The sequence below is a fragment of the Methanoculleus sp. MH98A genome, from assembly GCF_000691865.1.
In the GTDB taxonomy this organism is placed as follows: Archaea; Halobacteriota; Methanomicrobia; order Methanomicrobiales; family Methanoculleaceae; genus Methanoculleus.
In genome coordinates, this window is the sequence record NZ_JMIO01000037.1 from 42,247 (window position 1) to 62,021 (window position 19,775).

At 61.1% G+C, this 19,775-nt stretch carries 25 protein-coding genes and 2 tRNA genes; all 27 read left to right on the forward strand.

Annotated elements, in window-relative coordinates:
* Positions 1-75: 75 nt before the first annotated feature.
* Positions 76-639, forward strand: coding sequence for a cyclic nucleotide-binding/CBS domain-containing protein (locus EI28_RS06550; RefSeq protein ID WP_048113665.1), 564 nt, complete (start codon positions 76-78; stop codon positions 637-639).
* The gene (locus EI28_RS06555; RefSeq protein WP_048113667.1) at positions 636-1,391 is read left to right on the forward strand and encodes a CBS domain-containing protein; all 756 of its coding nucleotides are present in this window, start codon (positions 636-638) and stop codon (positions 1,389-1,391) included. Before EI28_RS06550 ends, EI28_RS06555 begins: the two co-directional genes overlap by 4 nt.
* Before the next feature lie 93 nt (positions 1,392-1,484).
* Positions 1,485-1,625, forward strand: coding sequence for a hypothetical protein (locus EI28_RS15435; protein WP_369792258.1), 141 nt, complete (start codon positions 1,485-1,487; stop codon positions 1,623-1,625).
* Positions 1,622-2,377: a CBS domain-containing protein gene (locus EI28_RS06560; RefSeq protein WP_369792259.1), complete on the forward strand. Its 756-nt coding sequence runs from the start codon at positions 1,622-1,624 to the stop codon at positions 2,375-2,377. Before EI28_RS15435 ends, EI28_RS06560 begins: the two co-directional genes overlap by 4 nt.
* A 7-nt stretch (positions 2,378-2,384) precedes the next feature.
* On the forward strand, positions 2,385-3,224 hold the full coding sequence (locus tag EI28_RS06565) for a CBS domain-containing protein (RefSeq protein ID WP_048113669.1): 840 nt from the start codon (positions 2,385-2,387) through the stop codon (positions 3,222-3,224).
* Complete coding sequence (locus tag EI28_RS06570) at positions 3,221-4,003, forward strand: HPP family protein (RefSeq protein ID WP_048113671.1); 783 nt, start codon at positions 3,221-3,223, stop codon at positions 4,001-4,003. Before EI28_RS06565 ends, EI28_RS06570 begins: the two co-directional genes overlap by 4 nt.
* Before the next feature lie 897 nt (positions 4,004-4,900).
* A complete protein-coding gene (locus tag EI28_RS06575; protein WP_048113673.1) occupies positions 4,901-5,866 on the forward strand; it encodes a deoxyhypusine synthase in 966 nt (321 codons plus the stop codon).
* Between the two features lie 114 nt (positions 5,867-5,980).
* Positions 5,981-6,065 (forward strand) — tRNA-Ser (locus tag EI28_RS06580).
* 34 nt (positions 6,066-6,099) lie between these two features.
* Positions 6,100-6,549 carry a 30S ribosomal protein S13 gene (locus EI28_RS06585; protein ID WP_048113675.1) on the forward strand — a complete coding sequence of 150 codons (450 nt, stop codon included), beginning with the start codon at positions 6,100-6,102 and terminating at the stop codon, positions 6,547-6,549.
* An 11-nt stretch (positions 6,550-6,560) separates the two neighbouring features.
* Positions 6,561-7,109 (forward strand): 30S ribosomal protein S4, encoded by a 549-nt coding sequence (locus tag EI28_RS06590; RefSeq protein ID WP_048113677.1) that lies wholly within the window; start codon positions 6,561-6,563, stop codon positions 7,107-7,109.
* Positions 7,110-7,113: 4 nt separating this feature from the next.
* Complete coding sequence (locus EI28_RS06595; RefSeq protein WP_048113679.1) at positions 7,114-7,503, forward strand: 30S ribosomal protein S11; 390 nt, start codon at positions 7,114-7,116, stop codon at positions 7,501-7,503.
* On the forward strand, positions 7,503-8,333 hold the full coding sequence (locus EI28_RS06600) for a DNA-directed RNA polymerase subunit D (RefSeq protein WP_048113681.1): 831 nt from the start codon (positions 7,503-7,505) through the stop codon (positions 8,331-8,333). The genes EI28_RS06595 and EI28_RS06600 overlap by 1 nt, the downstream gene beginning before the upstream one ends.
* On the forward strand, positions 8,330-8,698 hold the full coding sequence (locus EI28_RS06605) for a 50S ribosomal protein L18e (RefSeq protein ID WP_048113683.1): 369 nt from the start codon (positions 8,330-8,332) through the stop codon (positions 8,696-8,698). Before EI28_RS06600 ends, EI28_RS06605 begins: the two co-directional genes overlap by 4 nt.
* A gap of 5 nt (positions 8,699-8,703) precedes the next feature.
* A complete protein-coding gene (locus tag EI28_RS06610; protein WP_048113685.1) occupies positions 8,704-9,126 on the forward strand; it encodes a 50S ribosomal protein L13 in 423 nt (140 codons plus the stop codon).
* Between the two features lie 13 nt (positions 9,127-9,139).
* A complete protein-coding gene (locus EI28_RS06615) occupies positions 9,140-9,541 on the forward strand; it encodes a 30S ribosomal protein S9 (protein WP_011844641.1) in 402 nt (133 codons plus the stop codon).
* A 34-nt stretch (positions 9,542-9,575) separates the two neighbouring features.
* Positions 9,576-9,764 (forward strand): DNA-directed RNA polymerase subunit N, encoded by a 189-nt coding sequence (locus EI28_RS13460; protein WP_011844642.1) that lies wholly within the window; start codon positions 9,576-9,578, stop codon positions 9,762-9,764.
* Positions 9,765-9,838, forward strand: a tRNA-Pro gene (locus EI28_RS06620).
* Between the two features lie 30 nt (positions 9,839-9,868).
* Positions 9,869-10,036 (forward strand): DNA-directed RNA polymerase subunit K, encoded by a 168-nt coding sequence (locus tag EI28_RS13465; RefSeq protein ID WP_011844643.1) that lies wholly within the window; start codon positions 9,869-9,871, stop codon positions 10,034-10,036.
* 7 nt (positions 10,037-10,043) lie between these two features.
* Positions 10,044-11,231: a phosphopyruvate hydratase gene (gene eno, locus EI28_RS06625; RefSeq protein ID WP_048113687.1), complete on the forward strand. Its 1,188-nt coding sequence runs from the start codon at positions 10,044-10,046 to the stop codon at positions 11,229-11,231.
* 1 nt (position 11,232) lies between these two features.
* Positions 11,233-11,850 carry a 30S ribosomal protein S2 gene (gene rpsB, locus EI28_RS06630; protein ID WP_082223104.1) on the forward strand — a complete coding sequence of 206 codons (618 nt, stop codon included), beginning with the start codon at positions 11,233-11,235 and terminating at the stop codon, positions 11,848-11,850.
* Positions 11,851-11,995: 145 nt separating this feature from the next.
* Entirely contained in the window at positions 11,996-12,667 is a 672-nt protein-coding gene (gene amrB, locus EI28_RS06635) for an AmmeMemoRadiSam system protein B (protein WP_231476627.1), read from the forward strand.
* Complete coding sequence (gene mvk, locus EI28_RS06640) at positions 12,668-13,537, forward strand: mevalonate kinase (RefSeq protein ID WP_048113689.1); 870 nt, start codon at positions 12,668-12,670, stop codon at positions 13,535-13,537.
* Positions 13,530-14,288, forward strand: coding sequence for an isopentenyl phosphate kinase (locus EI28_RS06645; RefSeq protein ID WP_048113691.1), 759 nt, complete (start codon positions 13,530-13,532; stop codon positions 14,286-14,288). Before mvk ends, EI28_RS06645 begins: the two co-directional genes overlap by 8 nt.
* 3 nt (positions 14,289-14,291) lie before the next feature.
* Complete coding sequence (gene fni, locus EI28_RS06650) at positions 14,292-15,344, forward strand: type 2 isopentenyl-diphosphate Delta-isomerase (RefSeq protein WP_048113693.1); 1,053 nt, start codon at positions 14,292-14,294, stop codon at positions 15,342-15,344.
* A 27-nt stretch (positions 15,345-15,371) separates the two neighbouring features.
* On the forward strand, positions 15,372-16,709 hold the full coding sequence (locus EI28_RS06655) for an RNase J family beta-CASP ribonuclease (protein ID WP_048113695.1): 1,338 nt from the start codon (positions 15,372-15,374) through the stop codon (positions 16,707-16,709).
* A gap of 10 nt (positions 16,710-16,719) precedes the next feature.
* Positions 16,720-17,685: a polyprenyl synthetase family protein gene (locus EI28_RS06660; protein WP_048113697.1), complete on the forward strand. Its 966-nt coding sequence runs from the start codon at positions 16,720-16,722 to the stop codon at positions 17,683-17,685.
* 4 nt (positions 17,686-17,689) lie between these two features.
* Complete coding sequence (locus EI28_RS06665) at positions 17,690-19,375, forward strand: glutamate--tRNA ligase (RefSeq protein ID WP_048113699.1); 1,686 nt, start codon at positions 17,690-17,692, stop codon at positions 19,373-19,375.
* Positions 19,376-19,775: the final 400 nt, after the last annotated feature.

Consider the following 19,775-nt stretch of genomic DNA (forward strand, 5'->3'; position numbering starts at 1 on the left):
TTTTATACTGTTGAAACCTAGATAGACTTGCACCAGGAGAATTGGCTCAAATTGCGGCCAGATTAGGAGAATCCCATGATGAAAAATAGCGATGCCATCCGCTTCGAGACACGCATACCAGTCAGGGAGGTCATGCAGAGTCATCCAACAACTATCGATGTTGGTGAGACCGTCGCCCGGGCGGCGCAGATCATGTGCCGCGATGAGGTCGGGAGTTGCATCGTGCTGCAGAACAACCTGCCCACCGGGATCGTCACGGAGGAGGATATCAACTGCAAAGTCGTGGCTAAAAATTTAAAGCCGGGTGATATTCACGTCAGCGAGATCATGAGCACGCCCCTCATCACGATCGATGCCGACAAGCTGGTCGGGGACGCCGCAGCAATGATGGTGAAGCACCGTGTCCGCAGGCTCCCCGTCGTTGAGGACCAGATGGTCATCGGGATCGTGACTGTTCGGGACATCCTCACCGTCGCGGCCGAAGTGAACGAGCTGCTGGCGGATCTCATAGAAATCAACCGCGAAGAGGAGTACGCCATGGGGGTCTGCGACCGGTGCGGGAACATCTCCGACGACTTATCAAGGGTCGACAACCTTATGCTCTGCCCCGCCTGTCGGGAGGAGGAGCAGTTGCTATGAAGGTTGCCTCTAACCTGATGGTAGAGATTCCCACCCTGCATTACGACGATTACGTCACAAAAGCAAGGAGCATCCTCCGGGACGACGTCTTTCGCGAACTCTACATTGTGGACGAAAAGAACCGTCTGAGAGGGTATCTCGATATCTCCGATGTCCTGCGAATCATGGACACCAAGTCGAACGTCACGATCAATGGGTTTGTTCGGGAGGCAGCCCGGGTTTCCCGGAATACCCCTCTTACAGAGGCAGGCATCGCTATAATGAATGCCCGTACAAACAGCGCTGCGGTAGTCGACGAAGACGGCGTGTACCAGGGAGGGGTGCTCTTCTCCGAACTCTTCCCCGTCCTGATCTCCCGTCGCACCATCCCCGGCAGGGTCGGGGACGCCATGTCGCGAGAGCCCGTCACCTGCACACCGGACGAACCCGTACACCGCGTCTACAGCCTGATTGTCGCGAGCGGATTCACCGCGTTTCCGGTGGTGCAGAAGAAAGAGACTATCGGCATAGTCTCCCGCCGGGATCTCCTGCGCGCCGGGAATCTCCGCACATCGGTGAAGAACCAGGCAGACACCACCGTCGAGCGGGTGATGACGACACCCGTCATCTCGGTGACGCCGGACGACACCATAGCAGCGGCGAGCCGGCTGATGGTCGAACACGACGTCAGCATGCTCCCGGTCATCGACGAGAAAAAGCACCTCGTCGGCGTTATCGACCGTCATGACGTCCTCAGTGGCCGCTTGCCCTGAGGAAGACTCCAAATACCACAATTTCAAAGGAGTGATAGGATGCAACCCAACTCGAATAACTCGGATAAGAAACCGGCCGACAGGCTCCTGAAGATGCCGGGCAGACGCGAACGCGGGCCGGTCGACTTCAAGTCAAAGATCGCCGAACATGAAGGCGAGATCATGGCGATCGCCACGAGAAACGTTGTTGTGGCGCAGCAGACGACCACGATCATCCAGCAGTCGGGATCATGACCCGGGAAGGGTTCCGCAGACTGCCGGTCGTCGACGCGGGGACGCACCATCTTCGGGGGATCGTGACCGTCGGCGACATCATCAACTTCATGGGCGGCGGCGATAAGTTCAACCTCGTTCAGGTGAAGCATGGAGGGAACTTCCTCGCGGCCATCAACGAGGGGCTCCGCGAGGTCATGACTCCGCACCTGGTCACCATGCCCTTAACCGGCACCATCGCCGACGCGGTCGATATCATCGTCAACAAAAATATCGGCGGAATTCCCATCACCGACACGGAAGGGGGACTGAAGGGCATCGTGACCGAGCGCGACGTGATGAAGGTGCTCACCACCGAGCACTCGGGCCGCAAGGCGGAAGATATCATGAAATCTTCAGTACGCGTCACCGGCCCCGACACCTCGATCGGCAACGTCTGCCGGGAGATGGTGAAATGCCGGTTCAGGCGCCTTCCGGTCGTTGCCGACGACGTCCTCTGCGGGATCGTCACCGCCACCGACATCATGAGTTATCTCGGGAAGGGCAAGGCGTTCGAGCAGCTGACGACCGGGGACTCCGCAGAGGTCATGGGAGCGCCGGTGAGGTCGCTCCTCTCCGGGGAACTGCACACCATCACGCCCGACCGGAACATCCATGACATCGCTCTCGAGATGATCCGGCGGCGTGTCGGGGCGTTCCCGGTCATAGAAGACTCGCACCTTGTCGGTCTCGTGACGGAATACGACCTTGTGAAAGCATTTTCTGAGGAGTGATGCGAAGATGCGGGCCATTGATGTGATGGCATCTCCGGTGTACGTCGTTGCACCGGAGGATAACGTCGCCTATGCGCGAAATCTCATGCTCAAACACCGGGTATCGAGGCTGCCTGTCATGGAAGGAGACAAACTCCGGGGCATCCTTACCAAGAAGGATATCGCTTACCGGCTCAGACAGACTGAACCGATGTGGCGGCGGCGCCCGATCGACCGGATTCCGGTCAGCGTCCTGATGGCACCGGAGCCGATCACGGTAGCGCCGGAGACCACCATCCGCGATATCGCAACCATCATGCTCGATAAAGACATCTCCGGGATTCCCGTGATTGAAGACGGCAGGGTGAGCGGCATCGTCACCAAACTGGATGTGATGCGTTCGGCCCATATCCGGGGACTCACCGCAAAGGTCAGCGAGATCATGGAGGATGCGGCCACGGTCAACCGGTATCACTCGCTCGATCACGTCATCGACACGATAAAGGGAAAAAACGATAAACTTATTGTCGTAAACGACAATGGGAGCCTTGCCGGCATAATTACGGAGAGTAACCTCGCATTTTACGAGTATCTGGACGAGCGAATGAACCTGCCCAAAAAGGATGTTACTCACCTCAGGAAAGAGGGGCCGGCGGGGCAGAAACGCTTCAGATACGTCGTCGAGGTATCGGCAGTTGCAGAAGACATCATGAGCCGCCCGGTCATCACCGTATCCCCCGATGCATCCCTCCAGGATGCCGTCGGGTTGATGCTGGAGCACCAGATCAACAGCCTCGTCGTCGTGGAGAACGGTGATATCCGCGGTATGCTCAAGAGAGATGATATCATCAAGGAAGTGGCAAAATGAGCGACAGATTTCAGGTACTCGTCAAAGACGTGATGGCGAAACCGATCACCATCGCGAAGTCCGCCTTTGTCAGCGAAGCGCTCGATAAGATGCTTGGCGAAGGCGTCGATCCGCTTATCGTGACCAACAACGGCACGGTCATCGGAACGACGTCCCGCGCGGCAATCGCTGAGACGCTCGGGAGCAGGAAGACCCAGGCGCTGAAGGCCACATCCATTCATGTCGCGAACACGGTCGAGGAAGACTTCACCTCCGCGTATCCCGACCAGAGCATCGACATTCTGGTGCCGCTGCTCCAGCACTACAAGCTGGTCGTGGTCTTCGATGCCGAGCACCGCCTGATCGGGCAGGTGACGGCGGGCGACCTCTTGAAGGTGCTCCGCCCGCCGGGCGGCATCCTCGACGTCATGGAGCCGGCGCACACCATTCAGGGCGAGGAACGCGCCGTCCATCTCCGCCGCAGAATGCTTGACGGCGAGATCGACCGGTTCATCGTCGAGGACGGCGATAGAGTCCTAGGCATCGTCACGGAGACCGATGTCGCAAAGGCGCTCCATGCGTTCAAGGATCTCGTGGAGGGGACGCACCAGGACTACCGGATCAGGAACCTCCTCGTGCGTGACATCATGACCGCGCCCCTGATCGCAGTGGACGCGGATACGGACGTCTCCGACGTCATCGACCTGATGCTCAAGAAGAACATCAGTTCCGTCCCGATCAAACAGAACGGCAGGATTACGGGCGTCGCGACCCGGAACTCACTCGTCCAGGCCCTGTGAAGGAACCTGAAACCAACTCTTTTTCGGCGGGGAGCTTGATGCTCCGGGTCTAAATCTCAAAGTGTAGACTTGCGGGAACTCATTGAAGGGCGACTCATTGGATGTCCTTCAGACCATCGCTCATCGCGTACACGGATTCCCATCGGATATCGCCACGCACTGCCCCCGCCCCTTTGGGGCGGGGTGCGACTGCTGGAACAGCAGGAGTTTGAGCACCGTCAGGTGTGAGTTGCGACGGGCCACGGGGCCGGAGCATGAGCACCGAAGGTGCGATTGAGGAGCGCGAAGCGCGGGTGGGGTGGGGGGTTACAGGTATTGTTGTATCTGGTGGAGACAGGGGAGGGGGGATGCTCCCCCCTCCCCGTCAGCCCCACCTCGCACCTTCGGTGCTCGAACTCCTGTCCGAAACCCTTCGGGTTTCTCAAGCTCCGGCCCTGCGGGCCCTCGCATCCTGCGGACAGTCGTTCTTCGGAGCGTCGTTCCCCCAATGGCGATAGCCCCACGGTCCAGCGTACGGGGCTTTGTCCTTGCATCTTGAATATCCCTGCTTCTGCAAGACCATAACCACCTCTCATGCTCTCGCCGCGACCCGCCCCCTCCCCATCCTCACATAATGCTAGTGCCGAAATCTCCATCCGCCCCGTTCGCTCGCACCTGACGGTGCTCGAACTCCTGCCGTTCGTAGGCGCATCTCCGGTGCTCCTGCTCCGCTCCTCGCACCTAACGGTGCTTACGTTCGCTATCGCTCACGCCTCGCACGTAACGGTGCTCACGCTCACTACGTTCGCGCCTCGAAGACCTTCGGTCTTCTCGAACTCCTGCTCTACGGGCAGTCATTCCGTCCCCCCGTGCCAATTATTAATACCCCACAACCAGAAACGGTATCTCGATATTTCCATGAAACCTACGCAGCCAGTCAAACCAAACAGCGATATAACGGCCCTCTTAGAGTCCATGAGCAAGACCGGCTTTCAGGGGAGAAAACTCGGAGAGTCGCTCGGCATCTGGACCAGGATGGTCGCCGATCCGGACTGCACGATATTCATGGGACTGTCGGGCGCGATGATCCCGGCAGGTATGCAGAACGTGCTCATCGAACTCGTCAAACATCGCTACGTCGACGTCATCGTCTCGACGGGCGCGAACATCTTCCACGATACCTGCGAGCACCTCGGGGTCCGGCACTACCTCGGCCACCACCACGCGGACGACGAGGCGCTCTTTAAAGAGGGGATCGACCGGATATACGACGTCTTTGCCTACGAGGAGGAGTTCCGGAGCATTGATGCAGAGATTTCGCGGTTCGCCGACACCATAGCGCCGTTCCGGGGTTCGTCGCGGGAGTTCATCCGGCTCCTCGGGGACTGGCTCCGCGAGCAGCGGCCGGAGGGACAGTCGCTCGTCGCCACCTGCACTGAGTACGGCGTCCCGATCTTCATCCCCGCCCTCTGCGACTCGTCGATCGGGATCGGTCTCGTGATGGCCCGCCGGCGCGGGGTCGACGTCGATATCGACCAGCTCGCCGATACCGACGAGATCACCCGTATGGTCGAGGACGCGCAGAAGACCGGCGTCATCTACGTCGGCGGCGGCGTCCCGAAGAACTTCATCCAGCAGACCCAGGTCATCGCGTCGATCCACGACCAAAACCTCGGCGGGCACGCCTATGCCATCCAGTACACCACCGACGCCCCCCACTGGGGCGGTCTCTCCGGGTGCACGTTTGAAGAGGCAATCAGCTGGGGCAAGGAGGCGCCTGCGTGCCCGCGCGTCCAGTGTTTCTGCGACGCCACGATCGCGCTTCCCATCGTTGTATCGGGGCTGATCGGGAGCGGTATCGAGCGCGCTCGCCGGTCTCCCTGAACACCACAATCATTATTAATTGACGGAGCCAAAATTAGTAGGCACAAGTCATAGAATGCTGTGTCTGGAGCAACACATCGCGTGTTGCGAGTGTCGAAAGATGCGAAGTTCTATGTTGAGGTAGCCAAGCCTGGTATGGCGCAGGTTTGCTAAACCTGTGTCCCCCTGGGACTCGAGGGTTCAAATCCCTCCCTCAGCGCTTTCACCGACAACGTCGATGATGAGGCGATCACATGGATGAAGAAGAGATAAAGTACTTTGTTCGAGTCAGAAACACTGATCTCGACGGCACCAAGGCAGTGCATATCGCACTGACCGGGATCAAGGGCATTGGTCCGCACACGTCGCGCACCATCACCGCCCTTGCCGGCGTGGACCCGCATGCCATACTCGGCAAGCTGGACGACGAATCCGTCGGACGGATCGCAAACGCCGTCGACACGTATACCGAACAGGTGCCCGACTGGATGGTCAACCGTCCTAAGGACGTCTACACCGGAGAAGTCCGCCACCTCCTCGGGGCGGACCTCTCCATGATGAACGACGACGACGTCAACCGCATGAGGAAGATGCGGAGTTACCGCGGCATCAGGCACGAGACCGGGCAGAAGGTCCGCGGCCAGCGCACCAAGTCCACCGGAAGAACCGGCACGACCGTCGGCGTCAAGAGGAAGAAAGACTGAACGGTGATTGAATGGGATATCCAGGAAAAAACCACAAGCAGTACGCGACGCCCAAGCGGCGGTTCGAGAAGACCAGACTTGAGGACGAAAAGCGGCTCATCATCGATTACGGCCTGCGGAACAAGCGCGAACTCTGGAAAGCCCAGAGCGTGCTGCGGAAATACCGCGCCGCTGCCCGTGAACTGGTGGCGCTGCGCTCGGGTGGACTCAGCACGGAGGACTACCAGAAGAAGAGAGACCAGCTCGTCAACCACCTGTACCGCTACGGTCTCGTCGGCGAGAACGCCGATGTCGGTGACGTCCTCGCGCTCAAAGTCGAGCAGCAGCTCGACCGCCGGCTTCAGACGCTGGTTCTCCGCAGGGGGTTCGCACGATCCCCCAAGCAGGCGCGCCAGTTCATCACCCACGGCCACATCGCGATTAACGGCCGCCGCGTGACCATCCCGGGTTACCGGGTCGAGAGAGCCGAAGAGGCCGAGATCAGCTACTACGGGCCCTCCCCGCTCACGAACGAGGTTCACCCCGAGAGAAGCCGCATTGCTCGCGCAGGAGTGAGGTAAAACCATGGCAGAAGAGAAATGGGGCATCGCGCACATCTATGCCTCCTTCAACAACACCATCATCACCGTCACCGACCTCTCCGGAGCGGAGACGGTCACCAAGAGCAGCGGCGGCATGGTCGTGAAACAGGACCGGAACGAGAGCTCGCCGTACGCAGCCATGCAGATGGCGATCCAGGTCGCGCAGAACGCACGGGACAAGGGCATCACCGGTGTCCACGTGAAGGTCCGCGCACCCGGTCGGGGCAAGCAGCGGAGCCCGGGGCCCGGCGCCCAGGCAGCGATCCGCGCCCTTGCCCGTGCAGGGATGAAGATCGGCCGCATCGAAGACGTCACCCCGGTGCCTCACGACAGCATCCGCGGCAAAGGCGGCCGGAGAGGAAGGAGAGTGTAATGGAGATAGCGTTTTCTCGACTGGATGAGAGAGTCGCCAAATTCACCCTGAGCGGCGTTTCGACGTCGTTTGCCAATATGTTCCGGCGGGCGATGATCAGCGAAGTGCCGACGCTCGCCATCGAGGATGTCCGCATCTACGACAACACAAGCGTTCTCTTCGACGAGATGCTGGCGCACCGCCTGGGACTCATTCCGCTCCGGACGGACCTCAAGGTCTACAAACCGCGCAGCGAGTGCTCCTGCGAGGGCGTCGGATGTTCGGCCTGCACCGCGACCTATACGCTCTCCGTCGAGGGGCCGAAGACCGTCACCTCAAGCGACCTGATACCGCAGGACCCCGACGCCGCACCGGCGGAGGCGGAGATCCCCATCATCGAGCTCGCAAAAGACCAGAAGGTCGTGCTCGAAGCGCAGGCAGTCGTCGGCACCGGAAAAGAGCATGCCAAGTGGCAGGCGACGACCGCCTGCGGCTACAAGAACTACCCGGTGATCGCCATCGACGCGAGGTGCGACGGGTGCGGCATGTGTATCGACGAGTGCCCGAGGAACGTTCTCGAGCCAGCACAGGGCAAGGTCCGGGTCGTTGAAGGGCGGCAGGAACTCTGTTCCCTCTGCAAGCTCTGCGAGCGGGCATGCCTTGCCGGCGGCATCGGCGACGAGCCGGCCATCCATATCAGCACCGATGCGGAGAGATTTATCTTCGTGGTGGAGAGCGACGGCTCGATGCCCGTCCGCGAGATCATCGAGAGAGCGCTACAGTATATCCAGAAATCATCAGACGACCTGGTAGACGTGATGAACGAGATTACGGGAGAGGGGACTGAATGAAGAAGACAACCGAGAATAAATCGAACCCCCGGCTGACCGCCCTCATCATGACGCTCAAAGATGCGTCACGCGTGCATGAGGCGGGTATCTGGCGCGAGATTGCAAAGAGGCTGGATGCACCCCGGAAGAACTACGCAGAGGTGAACCTCAGCAAGATCAACCGGTACGCGAACGAAGGCGAGACGATCCTGGTGCCGGGCAAGGTGCTCGGCAGCGGCGCGCTCAGCCTGCCGGTGAAGATCGCCGCACTGGACTTCTCTGAGGCGGCGGTGAGCAAGATCACCGGCGCAAACGGGACGTGCATGACTATCGAGGACCTCGTTCGGGACAACCCGAAGGGGAGCAGGGTACGGATCCTCAGGTGAGACGAATGGTTACAGTTATCGATGCAGACGGATTACTGCTCGGAAGGATGGCCAGCATCGTCGCGCAGCGTGCGCTTGCCGGCGAGGAGATCGCCATCGTGAATGTGGAAAAGGCAATCGTCTCCGGAAACAAGGCGCAGGTGCTCGCGAATTACACCACGAAGCGCGAGCGCGGATCCCGCGAGGGCGGCCCGTTCTTCCCGCGCAGGCCCGACCACATCGTCAAGCGCACCATCCGCGGGATGCTCCCGTACAAACGCGAGCGCGGTATCGCGGCATTCAAGCGGATCAAGACCTACGTCGGCGTTCCAATGGAGTTCGACGGGATGGAGACGGAGACGCTCGAAGCGGCCCACGTCGACCGGCTGGGCAGCACGAGATACGTGACGATCGGGGCGATAAGCAACAACCTCGGAGCAAAATACTAAATGAGGTGATGAAATGGCAAAGATCATCAATTCAAGCGGTAAGAGAAAGACGGCAATCGCCCGCGCGACCTTAAAGCCCGGCAGCGGCCGGGTCCGCATCAACTCCGTGCCCCTGGAGATCTACGGGACGGAGTTGCTCCGTCTGAAGATCGCCGAGCCGCTGCTGCTCGTTCCGAACGCGCTCGACGGCGTCGACGCAGCGATCGACGTCTCCGGCGGCGGGACGATGGGACAGGCAGAAGCAGTCCGGACGGCGCTCGCGCGCGGCATCGTGGAGTGGCACAACGACCCTCAGATAAAGGACGCATTCCTTGCATACGACCGGACACTGCTCGTAAACGACTCGCGGCAGAAAGAGAGCAAGAAACCGCACGGCCCCGGCGCACGGGCGAAGTTCCAGAAGTCCTACCGGTGAGCAAAAGAGATATAAGGGATACTGGACCATTATTATGATACCCGTACGATGTTTTACATGCGGTAAGGTCGTCTCTACAGCCTGGAAGGAGTTCAAGGAGCGGCGGGATGCAGGCGAGGATCCAAAACGGATCCTCGACGATCTCGGTCTGGAGCGTTACTGTTGCAGGCGAATGCTGCTGACGCACAAGGAAACAGTGGAGGACCTGAATCCGTACCAATGAGGGGTCGTGGGGTAGCCTGGCCATCCTATGGCGTTCGGGATGCTGTGACCTGAGTTCAAATCTCAGCGACCCCATTTTATCATTAATGATTTTGAGGCTGCACGATGGAATCATATACCCGGTATGAACGGGCGCGAATTATAGGGGCTCGTGCTCTCCAGATCTCGATGGGTGCTCCTGTTCTGGTCAAAACACCAAAAACAGAGCCGCTCGAGATCGCACTTGAAGAGTACGATCAAGACATGATCCCTATAACGGTGAAGAGAAAGTAGTGATCAGATGACGACCATCGAACAGATTGCCCTGAGAACGATCCTGGATAGCCGCGGAAACGAGACCGTCGAGGCTGAAATCTACACGGATTGCGGCTTCGGGCGGGCTGCGGCACCCAGTGGTGCCAGCACCGGAACCTATGAAGCAAAGGTGCGGCCGCCGCGCGAGGCTGTCGAGGACGCGCGGAAAAACCTGATTCCATCGCTCATCGGTGAAGACACCCGTGATCAGATCACGTTCGACGCACTGCTCAGAGAGAACGACGGAACAGCCGACTTCAGTTCGATCGGCGCAAACGTCGCCGTAGCACTCTCACTTGCGTGTGCAAAGGCGGCTGCGTCGTCTCTCGACCTGGAACTCTTCCGCTACCTCGGGGGCGCATTTGCCGCCGAGACGCCCCTGCCGCTCGGCAACGTCATCGGCGGAGGCGCACACGCCCCCAACGCCACATCCATCCAGGAATTCCTGGTGGTTCCCACCGGGGCTTGCGGCGCGACGGAAGGCGTCTTCGTGAACGCTGCCGTTCACAGGACCGTGAAAAAGATGCTGCAGGAGCAGGGCAAACTCTCCGGGAAAGGAGATGAAGGCGCCTGGGCACCTGCCGTCTCCGACATTGAGGCGTTCGAGATCATCAGCGAGGCAATCGACACCGTCTCCGACGAGACGAATGTCGAGGTCCGGATGGGGATCGACGTGGCGGCAAGCGAACTCTGGAACGGCGAGCAGTACCGCTACAAGGACGCGGCACGGAGCCGGGAGGACCAGGTCGCCTACATGGCGGATCTCGTCGACCGCTACAACCTCATCTACATCGAGGACCCCCTCTTCGAGGAGGACTTCGAGGCGTTCGCCGACCTGACCGAACAGGTGGGCGACCGTTGCCTGATCTGCGGCGACGACCTCTTCGTGACCAACGTCGAGCGGATTACGAAGGGCACCGAGACGGGCGCGGCAAACTGCGTCCTGATCAAACCAAACCAGATAGGGACGCTCACCGATACCTTCGAGGCGATACGCCTCGCCCAGGAGAACGGTATGGAGACCGTCATGAGCCACCGTTCCGGAGAGACGACCGACGCGACGATAGCACACCTTGCAACCGCGTTCGGGTGCATCTTCCTCAAGACCGGCGTGGTCGGCGGTGAACGGATAGCCAAACTGAATGAACTGATTCGCATAGAGGAGCTGATCTAACTTGACAGGAAACGAACTTGAGATTGAACTGAAAGAACCGCTGTTGCCCGTTGAGGAATACCTCGCGGCAGGTGTGCACATCGGCACCCAGCAGAAGAGCAAGGACATGATGAAGTTCATCTACCGCGTGCGCGGAGACGGACTCTATATCCTGGACATCCAGGCAACCGACGAACGGATCAAGACTGCTGCGAAGTTCCTTTCGCAATACGAGCCTTCGAAGATCCTGGTCGTCACTTCCCGGCAGTACGGCCAGTACCCGGCAAAGAAGTTCGCCGACGCCGTCGGCGGCATGGCCGTCATCGGCCGGTTCATCCCCGGGATGCTCACCAACCAGCGCTTACATGGCTTAAATAAGTACATCGAGCCAGACGTGGTCGTGGTGACCGACCCCATCGGCGACTCCCAGACGATCGCCGAGGCTGTCCAGGTGGGTATCCCGATCGTCGCTCTCTGTGACACCAACAACATGACGAAGTACGTCGATGTGGTCATCCCGACGAACAACAAGGGGCGGAAGGCGCTCTCGGTGGTCTACTACCTCCTGACAAAGGAACTGCTCCGCCTGCGCGGCGTGACCACATCGCTCACGCCCGAAGACTTTGAGACAGAGTTATAAGATCCGAAGCACAAGAGCTCAACCTTGATGGATATGCGCCCATGCAGTGTAGCGGGAATGTTCTATCCTGCCGAGCCCAGGCATCTGGAGCAACTGCTGGAGACATTCTTCCAGAAGAAGGGTCCGGGGATTCAATCCCTGGGGCATCGTCTCTCCCCATGCAGGATACGTATACTCGGGGGAGACCGGAGCCTGTGCATTCTCTACCATACCACCTGATTTTGACGGCACGTTTCTGGTCATCGGCCCGAGTCATCGTGGGTACATGACCTGTGCCTCTGCCGTACCGTGGGAGACGCCGCTCGGGATCGTCGATGTCGATACGGAGTTCATCGACGCGATGGATATCGAGATAGACGAAGCATCGCACCGGAGCGAGCACTCGATCGAGGTGCAGATGCCGTTCATAAAATACCGGTTCCCGAGAGCAAGGGCCGCACCCGTTCTCATGGGAGAACAAACCTACGAGGCGGCAATAGGTCTCGCGGAGCACCTGCTCCAGGCAATCGAGCACACGAAGCGAGACGTACGGATCGTCGCCTCAAGCGACTTCTCCCATTACGTCCCGGACGAGGTGGCCCGCAAACAGGACCTCTACGCGATCGAGGCGCTCAAAACCCTGGACCTACCCGAGTTTTACCGGCGGCTCCAGGAGACACGTGCCACGGTCTGCGGCTACGGCCCGATCGCGACCATGTGCATCGCATGCCGGTCACTCGGTGCGACGAGAGGGGAACTCTTGCGGTATACGACCAGCGGCGATGTGACGGAGGATTACAATCAGGTAGTGGGGTATGCGGCGATAGCGGTGGTGTGATTGGCAACGTGGAGCGCGCCGGGCAAGGTATTCCTGTTCGGCGAGCATGCAGTGGTCTACGGAAAACCGGGGGTCGCGATGGCGATCAAACCCCGTGTCTTCGTCACGGTGAGGAAATCCCGCAACCCGACACGTGCGAAGTCGCCCTACATCGACGAGTGTTTCAGGATGATGGGGGTCCGGGGCAGCGTCTACGTCCACTCCCAGCTCCAGAGTTCGTCGGGGCTCGGGTCGTCGGCCGCGGTGACGGTGGCAACGCTCTCTGCGATCAACGATGAGTTCAACCTCGGGCACACCCGCGAGTACGTCGCCGAGACGGCGTTCGCCATCGAAAAGAAGGTCCAGAAAGGGCGGGCAAGCCCCACCGACACCTACGTCTGTGCAAACGGCGGGATGGTGCTCATCACGGGGAACTCCAAACGGAGACTGCCGCCCGAGAACCTGCAGGTCGTCGTGGGGAACACCCTGGTGCCGCACAGCACCGCGAAGATGGTGGAGCAGGTCGGGAACCTGCGGCGGAAGCACCCCGAAGTCGCGAATCCGATCCTGGATGCCATCGGGGCCGTGACGCTTGCAGCCCTCCATAACATCGGCAACCCGAAAGAACTCGGGCAGTATATGGACATGAACCATGCCCTCCTGGAGGCGCTCGGCGTGGGGCACCCGGTGAGCAGCAAACTCGTGCTTGCGGCACGGGCAAGCGGGGCCTACGGCGCGAAGATCACGGGGGCCGGAGGCGGCGGGTGCATCATCGCCCTCTGCCCGCGGCGTGCGAAAAGCCGGGTTGCCGGGGCCATCGAGGCCTGCGAAGGAAGAGCAATCATCACGACGATAGATACGGACGGCGCGAGAAAAGAGAAGCATGACTGAGAGAGTGGTACTGAAACTGGGGGGGAGCGTGATCACCGACAAGTCGGGAGAGTGCGTCATCGATCACGCCCGCCTGCGCGACATTGCGGAGGAACTCGCCGCACACCCAGAGACCGCTCTCGTGCTCGTCCACGGTGCGGGGTCATGCGGGCATCCCGAGGCCCGGCGTTACCGCATCAACGACGGCCTCACCGGAGATAACGTCCCCGGTGTCTACGAGACGCATACCGCCGTCTCGAGCCTGAACGCGGCGGTCGTCGACGCCCTGCGGGACGCGGGGGTCGAGGCGATCGGCATCCACCCTCTCGACCTCGGCCTTGCCGAAGACGGGCGCCTGGTCTCGTTCGAGACCCGCCACATCGCCGAAATGACGGACCACGGCATTGTGCCCGTGCTGCACGGCGACGTGGTGATGGACCGTCTCCGGGGCTCCTGCATCGTCTCGGGCGACCAGCTCGTGACCCGTCTTGCCGCCGCTCTCGCGAGCCGGCGCGTGGGCCTTGCAACGGATGTGACCGGGGTGCTGCAGAATGGGGTTGTCGTCCCGCGCATCGACCGGAGCACGGTAGAGTCGCTCGATGTCGGCGGATCGGGAAACACCGACGTGACCGGGGGCATGCAAGGCAAGATTGCGGAGCTTCTGGCACTGGCCGATGCCGGCATCGATTCACACATCTTCCATGTCTCGAAGATCGGCCGGTTCCTGGACGGCACCGGGCATGGCGGAACAACGATAACCGCAAAGGAGTAAACCATGAAGAAAGAGACCGCCACGTCCTCGAGAAAACGGGATCACCTGCAGATATGCTGCGACCAGCCCGTCGAGGCCGGCGACGCCGGATTCGGGGACGTGCGCCTGGTTCATAACGCTCTTCCTGAGTGCGATATGGACGCGATCGAGACGAAAACACGGTTCCTCGGTAGAGCACTCGGCTCCCCTCTCTTCATTGCAGCGATGACCGGAGGACATCCGGATACCCTCGAGGTGAACCGGCGGCTGGCACGTGCCGCCGAACGGTATAACCTCGGCATGGGTGTCGGTTCTCAGCGAGCGGCACTGGAGAAGCCCGAACTGGAGGGAAGTTTCACCGTCGTGCGGGAGGAAGCGCCGCATGCGTTCCTCTGCGCGAACCTGGGAATCATCCAGCTCCGCGACCACGGCATTGAGTGGGCGGAGCGGGCTGTCGAGATGATCGATGCACAGGCGATCGCCATCCATATCAATTCGCTTCAGGAAGCGATTCAGCCGGAAGGCGATCACAACGCAGAGGGGTGCATCGAAGCGCTGCGCAACCTCTGCAACGAGTTCTCCTACCCCGTCATCGTGAAGGAGACGGGTTCCGGCATATCGGCCGGAACCGCAAGGGTTATCCGGGGTGCGGGAGCAAGCGCCATCGATATCGGGGGCTACGGAGGCACGTCGTGGGCGAAGATAGAACGCCTGCGGGCGAGCGGCTCCGAACTCGCCGATCTCGGAGAGGCATTCCTCTCGTGGGGCATACCGACGGTGGTGAGCCTCCGCGAGGTGCGGACGGCAGGAAGCCCGATCATCGCGACGGGCGGACTGCGGTCGGGGATCGATATCGCGAAAGCCGTTGCTCTCGGGGCGGACCTCGGGGGCATGGCGCTCCCTCTCTTGAGACCGGCCATGGAGAGCGATGATACTCTCTCTGCGGCTATCGAGGCGATGCACCGCGAACTTCGCGTGGCGATGTTCCTGACGGGATCCAGGTCTATAGCGGATCTCCGGCACGCCAGGACGTATATAACCGGCCTAACCCGGCAAATGATTGAAAACAGCGATTAACAACGGAAAACTCTACAAGGAGGCTACATGGATATTGAGATCATAGCAGTGGGCGGATATAACGAAGTCGGCAGAAATATGACTGCCGTCCGCTGCGGAAAAGAGATTGTCATCTTTGATATGGGTCTTAGACTCGACCAGGTGATGATCCACGAGGATGCTGATATCGAGAATATGCATTCCCTGGACCTGATCGAGATGAAGGCCATTCCTGATGACACCATCATGAATGCGGTCGAGGGGAGCGTCAAGGCTATCGTCTGTTCGCACGGACACCTTGACCATATCGGTGCGATCCCGAAACTGGCGCACCGCTACAACGCCCCGATCATCAGCACGCCCTACACCTCGGAACTGATCAGGCAGCAGATCGCAGGCGAACAGAAGTTCGGGGTGAACAACAAGCTCTTTGCCCTGAAAGCCGGGCAGCGCTATACCATCTCCCCGCACCTGACACTTGAGTTCGTGCGTGCCCAGCACTCGATCATCGACACCATCTTTCCGGTCCTGCACACGCCGCGGGGCGCGGTCGTCTACGCAAACGACTTCAAACTCGACCGGACGCCGGTGCTCGGGGAGCCGCCGGACTTCGCCCGACTGCGGCAGATCGGGAAGGAGGGCGTCATCGCTCTCATCACGGAGAGTGTCAACATCGCCGACAAGGGGCGCTGCCCGAGCGAGAAGATCGCGCGGGATCTGGTGCGGGACACCATCACCAGTTACGAGGACGACAAGAGTGCTCTCTTCGTCTCGACGTTCTCGTCGCACATCTCCCGTGTGAAGACCATCGCCGAATGTGCCCACGAGATCGGCAGAAAGCCGGTCCTGCTCGGGCGGTCGATGGAGCGCTACAGCTCGGCGGCCGAACAGCTCAAACTGGTCGGGTTCCCCGAGTCGCTCTCGATGTTCGGCAACCGCCGGACCGTTGATAGGACACTGCGGCGGATCATGAAGACCGGGAAGGACAAGTTCCTCCCGATCGTCACCGGCCACCAGGGCGAGTCGGGCGCCATCCTCACGAGGATCGTGATGGGCGATACTCCCTACAAGCTCGAGAAAGGCGACAAGATCCTCTTCTCGGCGAAGGTGATCCCGAACCCGATGAACTACGGGCAGCGCTACCTGGTCGAGGCCCGTGCGAAGATGGCGGGCGTGCGGATCTTCGACGAACTGCACGTCTCCGGCCACGCCTACCGGGAGGACCACTACGAGTTCCTCCACCTCTTGAACCCGCAGCACGTCATTCCGTCGCACGGCGATATCGGAATGACCGGCGAGTACGCGAAGTTCGCGGAGGAGATCGGGTATACGCTCGGCAACGACCTCCACATCATGAGGAACGGAAAGAGTATCCTGATAAAGTAGGAGAGAGTGCATGACGACGCTTGAAGACTACCTGGAGATGAATACCGAGCGGATAGACAAGGCGCTCCACCGTTACTTCGGAGATGTCCACGGCGACCTCTTCCGGGCGAGCGCCCACCTGCTGCTTGCGGGCGGCAAGCGCCTCCGCCCGGCGGTCGTCATCCTCGCTGCGGATGCGGTGAGAAAGGGGAGCTCCGACGACCTGCTCCCGGCGGCCCTTTCGCTCGAACTGACCCACAACTTCACCCTCATCCACGACGACATCATGGACGGCGACGCCGCCCGGCGCGGCGTGCCGACGGTGCATACGGTCTGGGACGAGCCGACGGCGATTCTTGCCGGGGACGTCCTCTACGCGAAGGCGTTCGAGTTCATCTGCTTCTCGGAAGCCGCGGACGCCGCCAAGATCCGGGCGGTGAAGATGCTTGCCCGGACGTGCACCGATATCTGCGATGGGCAGAGCATGGACATGGCGTTCGAGAAGCGCGACGACGTCCTGGAGATGGAGTACCTGGAGATGGTCAGCAAGAAGACCGGCGTCCTCTACGGGGCATCCGCCGCCATCGGCGGAATCCTTGCCGGAGCGAGTCCCGTCCAGGCCGACGCCCTCTACCAGTACGGGGTGAACAGCGGTATCGCGTTCCAGATCCAGGACGATCTCATCGATCTCCTTGTGAGCAGCGAAGCGAGCGGCAAGGACCGGGCGTCGGACATCCGGGAAGGGAAGCAGACCCTGATCGCCATCCGGGCACGCGAGAAGGGGATCGACCTCGCCCCGTACCGGAGAGAACTCTCCGGTGCCGAGATCGACGATCTGATCACCCGGCTCCGGGAGGCCGGGGTCATCGACCAGGTCAGGGCGGTCGCCGTCGAACGGGCCGCCGTCGCGAAACAGGCGCTCTCGGTTCTCCCGGACACGGAGGAGAGGCGGCTTCTTGAGGAGATCGCCGATTTCTTCATCGCTCGAGGCAACTGATACCATGGACGCCGATATCGAGCATCTGCTCTTTATCTACGCTCTGCAGAACGCGGTGAAGCACGATAGCGCCCCGAAGAGCGGGACGGTCATCGGCACGGTGCTCGGCAAGCACCCCGAGTTCCGGAGCCGTGCACGGGAGATCGGGGCGCTCGCGGGGAAGGCGGTCGCACAGGTGGCGCAGATGAGCGCGGCGGAGAGGAAGAGCCGGCTCAAAGAACTCGCGCCCGAACTTCTCGCGGAACTCACCGAGACGCACGAACACGTCCGGGAACTCCCCGCCCTCGAGGGGGCGGAGAACGGCGTGGTGATGCGGTTCGCGCCGAACCCGAGCGGGCCGCTCCACCTCGGGCATGCCCGCGCCTCCATCTTAAACGACTACTACGTCAAACGCTACGGCGGCCGGTACGTTCTCCGCGTCGAGGATACCGACCCGAAACGGGTCGATCCCGATGCATACGCGATGGTGCTCGAGGACGTCGAGTGGCTGGGGCTCGGGATCACCGATATCGTCTACCAGAGCGACCGCCTTGATATCTACTACGATTGGTGCAGGAAACTCATCGAACTCGGCGGCGCCTACGTCTGCGTCTGCGACTCCGAACGCTTCCGCGAACTCAAACTCAAGGGGAAGGCATGCCCCTGCCGGGAGAGGACCGTGGAGGAGAACCTGGAACTCTGGCAGCAGATGCTTGATGGGGAGTTCTACGAGGGCGACGCGACCGTCCGGGTGAAGACGGATCTCGCCCACCCCGATCCGGCGATGCGGGACTACTCCGCGATGCGGATCGTGAACGCGCCTCTCCACCCGCGGGTGGACGCTACGGTCTTTCCGCTGATGAACTTCTCGGTCGCGGTGGACGACCACCTCCTCGGGATCACCCACGTCATCCGCGGCAAGGACCACATCGCGAACACGAGACGGCAGCGCTACATCTTCGACTACTTCAACTGGAAGCCGCCGGTTTACCGCCACTACGGCCGGATGGGGATATCGGGCGTCGTCCTCTCGACGTCGGGGATGCGCGAAGGGATTAAGAGCGGTCTCTACACCGGCTGGGACGACATCCATCTCGGGACGATGCGGGCGATCGCGCGCCGCGGCATCGAGCCGGAGGCCGTCCGGAACGCCATGGTCGATATCGGGATCGGGGAGACCGACATATCGTTCTCGTGGGAGAACCTCTACTCCCGGAACAAGGAACTCGTCGATCCAAGGGCGAACCGCTACTTCTTCGTCCCCGACCCGGTCGAGGTGACCGTCGAGGGCGCCCCGCGCCGCGAGGCCCACGCAGCCCTCCATCCGAACGATCCCTCCCGGGGGGTCCGCACCCTTATCGCCGAGGGAGCGATCCTCCTCCCGCGGGCGGATATCGAAGGGCGGAGCATGGTCCGCCTAAAAGACCTCTACAACGTGAAGATCGCGTGGGACGGCAATACGCCGCGGGTATCCTACGCGGGCGACTCGCTCGAGGAGGCCCGGCGCGAGAAGGCGCCGATCATCCAGTGGCTGCCGGCGGACGCGAAACTCCCCTGCATACTTCTCCGGCAGGACGAGAACCTCGAAGGGTTCTGCGAGCCGCCGGTCGCCGGGGAGACCGGCAGCGTCGTCCAGTTCGAGCGGATCGGGTTTGCCCGGATCGATTCGACGGACGGCGGCCGGGTGAGCGCCTACTTCGCGCACCGGTGAAGCCGGTTCGCCGGACGGGGTAGGGACCCCCTTCTCCATACAACCTTTTTGAAACGACCAGTCGAGCGAGGGCGACCCACTTCCGCGTTGGAGACAGGGGAGGGGGGTTGCACCCCCCTCGAAGACCGAAGGTCTTCTCATGCTCACTACGTTCGCACTTCAAAGGCCTTCGGCCTTCTCGTGCTCCGTTCCTGTCGGAACATCGCACCTCGCACCTCCGGTGCTCACGCTCACTGCGTTCGCGCCTCGCACCTTCGGTGCTCACGCTCACTGCGTTCGCGCCTCGCACCTTCGGTGCTCACGCTCACTGCGTTCGCGCCTCGCACCTTCGGTGCTCACGCTCACTGCGTTCGCGCCTCGCACCTATCGGTGCTCAAGCTCACTGCGCTCGCGCCTCGCA